General features: G+C 71.6%; 8 protein-coding genes and 1 pseudogene. 8 read left to right on the top strand and 1 reads right to left on the bottom strand.

The window, feature by feature from the left end; translation table 11 throughout:
• Nucleotides 1-141: 141 nt before the first annotated feature.
• The gene (locus tag E1265_RS28605; RefSeq protein ID WP_243741178.1) at nt 142-936 is read right to left on the bottom strand and encodes an FHA domain-containing protein; all 795 of its coding nucleotides are present in this window, start codon (nt 934-936) and stop codon (nt 142-144) included.
• Between the two features lie 201 nt (nt 937-1137).
• Here E1265_RS28605 and E1265_RS28600 point away from each other — a divergent pair, with 201 nt between their 5' ends.
• From E1265_RS28600 to E1265_RS28565, 8 genes and pseudogenes are all read left to right on the top strand, one after another.
• Entirely contained in the window at nt 1138-3117 is a 1980-nt protein-coding gene (locus E1265_RS28600) for a polysaccharide lyase family 7 protein (RefSeq protein WP_243741177.1), read from the top strand.
• 164 nt (nt 3118-3281) lie between these two features.
• Nucleotides 3282-3623, top strand: a complete 342-nt coding sequence (locus E1265_RS28595; protein ID WP_132933890.1) for a hypothetical protein — start codon at nt 3282-3284, stop codon at nt 3621-3623.
• 34 nt (nt 3624-3657) lie between these two features.
• The gene (locus E1265_RS28590; protein ID WP_132933889.1) at nt 3658-3972 is read left to right on the top strand and encodes a hypothetical protein; all 315 of its coding nucleotides are present in this window, start codon (nt 3658-3660) and stop codon (nt 3970-3972) included.
• Between the two features lie 26 nt (nt 3973-3998).
• Complete coding sequence (locus E1265_RS28585; RefSeq protein ID WP_132933888.1) at nt 3999-4403, top strand: hypothetical protein; 405 nt, start codon at nt 3999-4001, stop codon at nt 4401-4403.
• Between the two features lie 4 nt (nt 4404-4407).
• Nucleotides 4408-5679 carry a hypothetical protein gene (locus E1265_RS40440; protein WP_132933887.1) on the top strand — a complete coding sequence of 424 codons (1272 nt, stop codon included), beginning with the start codon at nt 4408-4410 and terminating at the stop codon, nt 5677-5679.
• Between the two features lie 17 nt (nt 5680-5696).
• Entirely contained in the window at nt 5697-6053 is a 357-nt protein-coding gene (locus tag E1265_RS28575) for a hypothetical protein (RefSeq protein ID WP_132933886.1), read from the top strand.
• Between the two features lie 42 nt (nt 6054-6095).
• Nucleotides 6096-8609, top strand: a complete 2514-nt coding sequence (locus E1265_RS28570) for a hypothetical protein (RefSeq protein WP_132933885.1) — start codon at nt 6096-6098, stop codon at nt 8607-8609.
• 3 nt (nt 8610-8612) lie between these two features.
• Nucleotides 8613-9051, top strand: a pseudogene (locus tag E1265_RS28565) (type VII secretion protein EccC); the annotation flags it as partial.

Here is a 9051-nt window from a genome sequence, read left to right as displayed (position 1 = left end):
CTCCACGGGCGCGCCCCGCTCCCCGTCCAGGACCACCCGAAAGACATCCGCCGCCAGCCCCGCCAACGCATCACTCACCACCGGGCCATCCTCCCGCGCCCCGGCCGGAACCGTGGGCGCGGGGCGACGCTCTCCGCCGCCTCAGTCGCCGAGCAGTGCGAGATCCGACTTGACGATGGTGGTGCTGACCAGCAGTTCCATGATCAGGTTGTGGTTGAGGGCGTTGCCGACCGGTGGCGGGACCTCCTCCTCCAGGAGGCCAGGCACCGAATGGCTGAGCCGCTTGCGCACGTTGGTCACGATGTGCGCGGCCCGGCGTTCGCCCCATCGTTCGTCAGGACGCAGTTCGCTCAGCTCGGCCGCCACCTGGCCCCAGGTCAGCGGCTGCGGGTAGGGCTCGTTGCGCAGGTACCGCTGGCCGAGGCAGACGATGACCAGGCGCTCGACCGGACTGAGCTCCCACACCTTGCGCGCCCGGGTCTTGGCCTCCTTGCCGCTCCCCGAGGCGGCCGAGGGCGCCGGCGCCGCGATGCGCACCTCGAGCAGGTGTTCCTGCCTCGGGCCGAGGATGAACAACGGCGTGTAGCCGGTGGGCAGTTCGGCCCGGTCGCCGCTGAGCACCAGACGAGAGGGGGCGAGCCGGATGGGCAGCCGGCCCTCGTTGTACAGGGCCCAGCGCCCGTGTTCCCGCGTGATGCGCCCGTGTTGCCTGCTGACGTGTGGATCGTCCACGCCGACGCAGACGTGGACGTCGTCCTCGCTGCGCCCGAAGATCAGCTGGAAGTCGATGTCGGGCGCGACGCTCATGCCGCCGTTGGGGCCCAGCACGAACAGGGTGCCGGGCTGGACCGACGACGGGAGTCCGCGCGACAGGCTGCCGAAGTCCCTCGGCAGGATGTTGACCTTGCGCGACGAGCTGGCTGGCGGCACCGACACGGCCCCGTCCCCTCTCCGTGTGTCACGATCAGACTACCGCCCGCCGCCGATCTTCGGCACCGCCCTGCGCCAGGTCGCTCGGCACCCCTCTCGAGGCGCCGGGTCTACCGTCACCGCCGACGTGCCCTCATGGCCACGGCGGTGCTCCCTGTGCTCCACGACCGGGGTCGAGGGCGAACTCGAACGCGGAGGACGATACCCGTGAGACATACCCGCTTGTCCCGCTCCGCTCCCCGGGGAGGTGGGCGGCTGCCGTTGGCGGTGGCCCTCCTCGTCGCGGGGACGGCGGCGGTCGTCGCGCCGGCGAGCGCGCAGGCCGCCGAGGAGGAGGTGACGCCCGGCGCGAGCGCCGTCACGGCCAGCACCAGCGACGAGAACGGGCCAGCGAACGTCGTGGACGGCGACCTCGGCACCCGGTGGTCGGGGGAAGGCGACGGCGCCTGGCTGCAGTTGGACCTCGGCTCGACGAGGACGGTCAGCGAGGTCAGGCTCGCCGTCCACCAGGGCACCAGCCGGCAGAACGTCTTCGAGCTCCAGTACTGGAACGGGTCCCGCTGGGTGACCGTCTACGACGGCCAGAGCAGCGGCACGACGACCGCCCTGGAGTCGTACGAGTTCGCGCCCGTCCAGACCTCCAGGATCCGCTACCTCGGCCACGGCTACGAGGGCGAGGGCGAGGGCGACTGGAACAGCCTCACCGAGGTCGAGGTCTGGAGCGGCACGGGCGACGACGACGGGGGTGGCGGCGGCGCCGAACTCCCGTCCCAGGTGCTTGACCTGAGCGACTGGAAGGTCACGCTGCCCATCGGCGACGACGGGGACCCCACCGAGATCTTCCAGCCCGAGCTCGACGGCTACTCCCACGACTCGTACTTCACGGTCAACGAGGCCGGGGACGGGGTGCGGTTCCGCGCGCCCGTCAACGGTGTCACCACCGGCGGCTCCAGCTACCCGCGTTCGGAGCTACGGGAGATGGAGGAGGGCGGCGGCGACGAGACCGAGTGGTCCTCGACGTCCGGCACCCACACCATGACGGTCAGGGAGGCGTTCACCCACCTGCCGGAGGACAAGCCGCACGTCGTCGGCGCCCAGATCCACGGCGGAGACGACGACGTCACCGCCGTGCGCCTGGAGGGCTCGGAGCTCTGGATCACGGAGGGCGACGAGAGCAACCACCACCTGATCACCGACGACTACGAGCTCGGCACGGTCTTCGAGGTCCGGTACGTGGTGAGCGGCGGCGAGATCGACATCTACTACAACGGCCAGTTGGAGACGACCCTCGACCACTCCGACTCCACCAACTACTTCAAGGCCGGCGCCTACACTCAGGCCAACTGCGGCAACTCCTCCCCGTGCAGCTCGTCCAACTACGGCGAGGTGGAGATCTACGACGTGACCGTCACGCACGGCGACGGCAGCGGCGGCGACAACGGCGAAGGTGGCGGCGGTCAGCCGACCGACGGGACGGAGGCCGCCGTCCGGTACGACTGGGGCACCCCGCACCCGATCTCCGACGAGTTCGACTACACCGGCCCGGTCGACCCCGAGCGGTGGGCCGTGCCCTCGGGCGACGTCGGCGGCACGGAGGGCTGTTGGGCGGGCCACGCCAACAACGGCCGCCGCTGCGCCAAGAACAGCGCCGTCGCGGACGGCATCCTCACCATGACCGGCGAGGCGAACGGCGACACGGGCTGGCTGCGGCAGCGTCTCGAAACCCAGTACGGCCGCTGGGAGATCCGGTCGCGCTCGCGCAACGTCGGTGACAGCGGCGAGACCTACCACCCGCTGCACCTGATCTGGCCCACCGCGGGCAACCGCCTGGAGAACGGCGAGTACGACTGGGTGGAGTACTCGAACCCGGACGCGCAGTGCCTCACCTCGTTCATGCACTACCCGCAGAGCCCGACGGACGAGAAGGAACGCACCGACCTCTGTCCCGTGGACATGACCGAGTGGCACAACTTCGCGTTCGAGTGGACACCGGAGGCGCTGGTCGGCTACGTCGACGGCGAGGAGTGGTTCCGCTACTCGGACGGCGCGAACGAGGACCGGGGGAACATCCAGGACATGCCCTCGGGGCACCTCAACATCCAGCTCGACAACTTCACGGGTGAGAGCGGCCTCCGCCCCGCCGTGTTCGAGGTCGACTGGGTTCGCTTCTACGAGGTGACGACGTAGCTCGTCCCTCCTTCTGATCCACCCTCCCGACGGCCCGCCGGTTTCCCCCCGGCGGGCCGTTCCGCTTGCGGTGCGTGGCGGTTCGGGACCCCTGCCGAGCCCCCTCTGCTTCCATCCACTCAGCAGGTCAAGGGACCAGCGACACGCGGAAGGAAGAGGCAGCGATGTACTCAGAGGTCAAGCTTTCGCCCGAAGAGGTCGACCGCGTCATGGCCATCGTCGCCGGCGCGTACAGCGAGATGGAAGCGGTCTCCGCCCGCATCGGCGCGCATGCCGGCACGGTCTCCACCGCCTACAACGGCATGGGCACCGCGACCGCCGTGGAGACCTACGAGAACCTCCAGCGGGCCGGCCAGGCCCTCGCCAACGCCCTGGACGGGCTCTCCCAGGACATGGGCGTGACGTCCAACACCGGTCGGGAGACCGACGACGCGGCGCACGGCGCGCTGGGTCGCGTGCTCCCCGTCAACGTCTCGTCCGACACCTCCATCGCCGCCCAGGTCTGACGCCGCCCCGCGGCACCCGAGAGGAGAAGCAGCCATGTCGTTCAACGGACTGATCCACTTCAGGAACGAGAACCTCGACAGCATCCAGTCCCAGACCCTCGGCCAGCAGGACGAGTACACCCGGATCTGGCAGGACGTGCAGCGGCAGATCATGGGCCTCGTCGCGGCCGGCCAGGTGGACGCCCAGATCGGCGCCACCCTGGAGGAGCGCGACCGGATCTTTCAGCAGCAGGCCGCCGGCTACGACGAGAGCGTGACGTCGCAGAACACCGCGATCCGTAACGTCCAGAACATCGGCAACGAGGGCGGCGCCGCCATGGTCCGCGCCGCCGCCGGCGGCCGGGCCTGACCGCCCGAGGGGGTTCGGGAGACGTCATGGACACCGTCACGATGAACATCGCCGCCCACCGGGACGTCGAGGCCGCGGCGGCGCAGCGCAACCGGCTCGCCAGCATGCTGGAGAGCGCCGGAAGGATCGGATCCGACGCCGGCATGTTCGGCCGCGTGCCCAACGGGGCCCAGGCCGCGGCGGCGCTGGCCGCGGCGATCGCCAGCGTGACCCAGCAGGTGACCGAGGGCGGGCGGACGGTCGACGACATCCGCGGCAGCGCCAACGCGGCGGCCAGGATCGGCGAGCAGTCCGACCAGGAGGCCGCGCGGGTGCTGGCGACCGCGCGGGTGTCGGACCTCGGGCGGTTCGACGCCGAGGTCACCAGGCAGGAGCGGACCGAGACCAGGATCGCCCAGGCGGAGACGTCGTCGCGGGCGGGGGGCTGGTGAGGTCATGAGCATCGCGTCAGCGAGGGCCCAGTTCCAGCAGGTGATCGAAACCATCCTCAGCGCCCAGGAGTACCGGATCCGGACGGCGTCCGGGGCGTGGCTCACCCTGGCCGGCGCCGGCGAGCAGGAGAGCGCCGCGCTCACCGCCACGGCTCGGGGGGCGGCCGCGGAGACCGGTGTGGGTCTGCGGGAGCTCTCCGAACGGCTCGTCGAGATGTCCGACTTCACGGCGAACACCGCGGCCCTGGCCCAGCAGGTCTCCGCACAGCTCCAGCGGGCGGGGGACCGTACGGCGCAGGCCGTGCAGGCGGCCCTCCAACTCCAGCAGCGGTTCAACGAGCTCGTCGCGCAGCAGCGGAGGGGTTCGACCTCGGCGCACGCCGCGCAGGCCCTCGAGGGCGAGATCATGGCGCTCACCGCCGAGGCGCAGCAGGTCCTCACGGGGCTTGACCAGGAGTACGCCAACATCGTCGCCGGCGAGGCGCCGCCGGCGCCGCGCAGCGGCGGCCCCGGCGGCCCAGCCGCCGCGCCGACGGCCCCGACGGCGGCGACGCCCACGGCGGCCGGCCCTTCGGCGGCGAGTGCCGCCTCAGCCGCCGCCTCGGGACCGGCCGGAACGGCGTCGGCCTCGGCCGCCGCCGCGGACCAGCAGGCGCCCAACGGCGCCGCCGTCGGGGCCGGGGAGTACCCGGCGTCCAGCGTGCTGGGCCCCGAGCAGGGCGACTTCGCCGGCTGGACGCGCGACCCGAACACGGGCTACCTGGTGGACCCGGCGACCGGGCGGGAGTTCGACCCGGCGTCCGGCCGGTGGATCGACCCGGTCACCGGCAAGCCGTTCGGCGACGTCACGGAGTACGCGACCCGGCTCTCGGGCCTGGGCGGCGGCGCCGGCGGCATCGCCTCCCCCTCCGGCCTGGCCATGGTCGGCGGCGGGGGCATCGGCGGCGGCACGGGCTCGACCGGTCTCGCGGGCCTGTACGGCGGCGTGCTGCCGCCGAGCATCGCGGGCGCCGGGGCGATCGGGGGGCAGATGGTCGGTCAGGCCATGACGAACCTCAACAACCGGGCGCACGTCGCGACCCAGCTGGCCATGCGCGAGGCGGCCCAGGGCGGCCGCCCGTTCATGCCACCGCCCGCCATGGCGGGCGCCGCCGCGGGCGGCGCGCAGGGCCGCGGCACCCAGGGCCAGCAGAACCGGCGGTTCACCGACCTGACCGAGGACCCCGACGTCTGGGCCCCGCGCCCGGGCGCCGCCCGGGGCGTACTCGGCGACTGACAGAAAGGAGAACGCTCATGTCCGCAGACGGCCTGTGGTACCTGCCCGAGGGCTTCCGCGAAGCCGCCCGCGCCAACGTCGACACCGCCGAGGCGGCGGAGAACGCCCGGCGCTACCTCGGCCAGGTGCAGGTCAACGCCGCGAGCTACGGCGGGGCCGGCGACTTCGTCAACGCGCTCACGACCACGCGTGACGCGCAGGCCCGTGGCGTCGCCCACGCGGCGGAGGGCCGACAGAACATGGCCGCTGCGGACAACCAGGTCGCCGAGCTCGGCGAGGGGGTGGACGCCGCCGCAGGTCAGGCACTCGGCGCGGCGGCGGCGTCCGTCCAGGCCCGGGTGCCGGCCGACCGGACCGTCGCCGACGGCCTGTGACGCCACCAGACGACACGCAGCACCGAAAGGAGGTGACCACGCATGCCGATACCGCCCGCACTGCACTTCACGACGGATGAGGTGGAGGCCCAGGCCGGCGTGGCGCCGTGGGACAGGCAGCGGCGGTTCCGCAACGAGATCAACCCCGACGACATCGCCACCACGGCCACCGCCTACGCCAAGGCCGCCGGCGAGACGAGGCGCGTGCAGGACCTCGCCACGCGGGCGTCCGAGATGTCGCAGGATCCCGGCGCCTGGCACGGCGATCCCCTGGTGGACGGCGCGAACCGCGTCATCGAGACGAGCGAGGGCCTGCGCCAGGGCGGAGCGGAGATCGACGAGGTCGTCGGGTACATCGCGCGCGCGATGCGGGCGGCGCAGGACACGGAGTCCAACGTCCACAACCTCATCCACGGGCCCAGGGCGGGCACCGGTTTCGGCTCCGGCGGGCTGTCGCAGAGCGGCAGCGGGCTCAACGTCCAGTACGAGGACCACCTCGCCAGGGCCCGCGCCGACTGGATCGGCCTGGAGGGGGCGCTGGAACTCGCGGTCAACCAGTGGGCGGCCGACCACCAGGACCACCTCGGGCCGCCGACGTACTGGCCGACCGTCTTCTACGACGGCCGCGAGCGGAACGTCGACCACTCGCAGCCCAGCCGGAACCACTTCGTGTTCGACCTCCCGCAGGAGCTGGCCCAGGAGGTCCGGGGCGTCCACCTCAGGGAGGCCGCGGACTCCGCCACCCGCACCTACGGGGACATGGACGCCGAGATCGCGAGGTACCGGACGAACCTGACGGAGATCGCGGGAGAGCTCAGGCGGCTGGGGTACGACCCGACGGAGGGGCCGTTCACGCTGATGACGAACGCGCCGATGGCGCGGTTCGCCGCCGAGCAGATCAACGGGCAACTGGCGGCTGGGGTTCCAGAACCTCACATACTCGAGCTCCACACCAGGAACCTGGCGGGGATCACGAGTGACACCGACGACATGAACAGCCTGGCACATCTGATCATGCCGGGGGCCCCGAGAGAGCTGTCGTCGCGGGAACGCGCCTATCTGCTCTCGTTCTACGACACCCTCAGTCCCGACGCGCTCTCGCAGTTGGGGCACCTGGGCGACAACCACCTCGTTCCCCAGACCCGCGTGGCCAATGGCGTCAACATGCTGATGAACACCGAGATCGGGGGCGTCAACCCGGCGGCCGGGGGGATGGTGCCCGCGTCCATCAGGGAGTTCGTCTACGCCGACGAGAACAGCGCCCTCTTCTCCCAGTCCGGGGACCAGTTCAACACGGCCATGAACCGGTTCAACGGGTTCGGCGCGCTCATGGAGACGGCGACCGTGGCCTCCGGAACCCAGTTCTCCAAGGACCTGGGGCACGCCGCCGTGCAGATCCAGCAGGCAGCGGCGGACCGTGGCGACCTGGAGGCACGGGCGACGGCGACGGACATGGGCAGCGGTCTCAGCCTCGCGCCCAACACGGCGAGCAGCGGCATGCTCGAGGCCGCCGCGCTCAACACCGTGGCCTCCGCCGATCTGTTGAACGACCCGGCGTATCGCGAGGACCTGCTGTCCCAGCGGTGGGACGAAAGCCGGGGCGCGGCCGAGCTGGTCCACAGCGGCACCATCGTGCCGTCGGACGTGGCCCCCAACAGCCCCGAGGCGGAGCGGTACATCGACGCGGCCCACGGCGTGTTGACGCACGCCGGCCAGAACGGCGCCGTGATCACCGGCCCCAACCAGGCCGAACTGCAACAGTCCATCGGCAACACCGCGCTGACCTACATGGACCTGATATCCCGGGGCGCCGCGACCGACTCCCTCATCTGGGAGCAGCCGGTGGGTCAGGAGGATGTCGTCAACGGCAAGGAGGTCCGGCACGGCTTCGACCTCTCCCGCGAGGACCGTGTCGGCCTGTTCACCTTCATGAACGGGGCGGAGAGCCAGGTGCGGGACGAGTTCTTCTCGGGGGTCGCGCAGTGGCAGCAGGGCACGGCTACCCACGGCTTCATCCGCGCCGAGCACGGACCCGAGGCGGCCGGCCTCTCCTCGGAGGCGTACGCCCGCGCGGGAGCCGGTGAGACGTCCACATTCCGCAACATCGGGACCATCGCGGGCGCCATTGCGGAGGCACAGGGCAGAAATGGCCCTCAAGACGGCACCGACGCGAAGACCACGGCGCTGATAGCCATCACGACGCTCACCGGGGTGGGAAACACCGTCCTGGAGGCCGGAAAATTCGGCGGTGCCACCTCTCTCGGTGCCTTCGGCATCAGCGAGGGCCTGCGCCACATCCTCCCCGATGGGGATGCGGCGGCGCAGGAGGCCCATTGGCAGGCCCTGTCGACCGGCGACGTCGACACCCGCGTGGCCCTCGCCAACGCGGTGCGGGCGGCTGACTATCACGGCGCGGCAGCGAGGACGGCGGGCCCTCCGCCCCTTGATCCCGAGAGAGACACCGTTGTCTCCGAGTGGGCCACCAACGTGGTGGGAAACACCCCGTTCCTCGAGGACATGCGAGACGCCTACCTGACCGAACTGGCGGGAAGCTGAGCCATGACAACGACCCCCACCACCGTCTTTCGCCGCCCCCCGCGGGCCGCGCAGCCCGTGCTTCCCGACCAGCAGGTCGTCGTCCAGGCGCCGCCGCAGCTGCCGCAGCCGGAGGACGCCAACGCCTGGATGATGGCGTTGCCCGCGCTCAGCGGGCTCGGTTCCGTGATGTACATGTTGACGATGGGGCGGGGGCCCATCGGGTACGTCGTCGGGGCGATGTTCCTCGTGTCGTGCGTGGCCATGGTCGTCGGTTCCGTCGTCTGGCAGCGGGCCAAGACCAGGACCGTCGCGCGCAACGACCGCCGCGAGTACCTGCGGTATCTGGAGCGGACGCGCGTCGAGGTGCGGCGGACGGCGCGCGCGCAGCGAGAGGCGTTGGAGTGGGACGCGCCGGAGCCGCGGGTGTTGTGGGTGGTCGCGGAGAGCCGGCGGATGTGGG

Origin of the sequence: Streptomyces sp. 8K308, assembly GCF_004348315.1 — a bacterium.
GTDB lineage: Bacteria > Actinomycetota > Actinomycetes > Streptomycetales > Streptomycetaceae > Streptomyces.
Note: the sequence above shows the minus strand (reverse complement) of the source record. Positions and strands in the feature narration are given on the sequence as shown.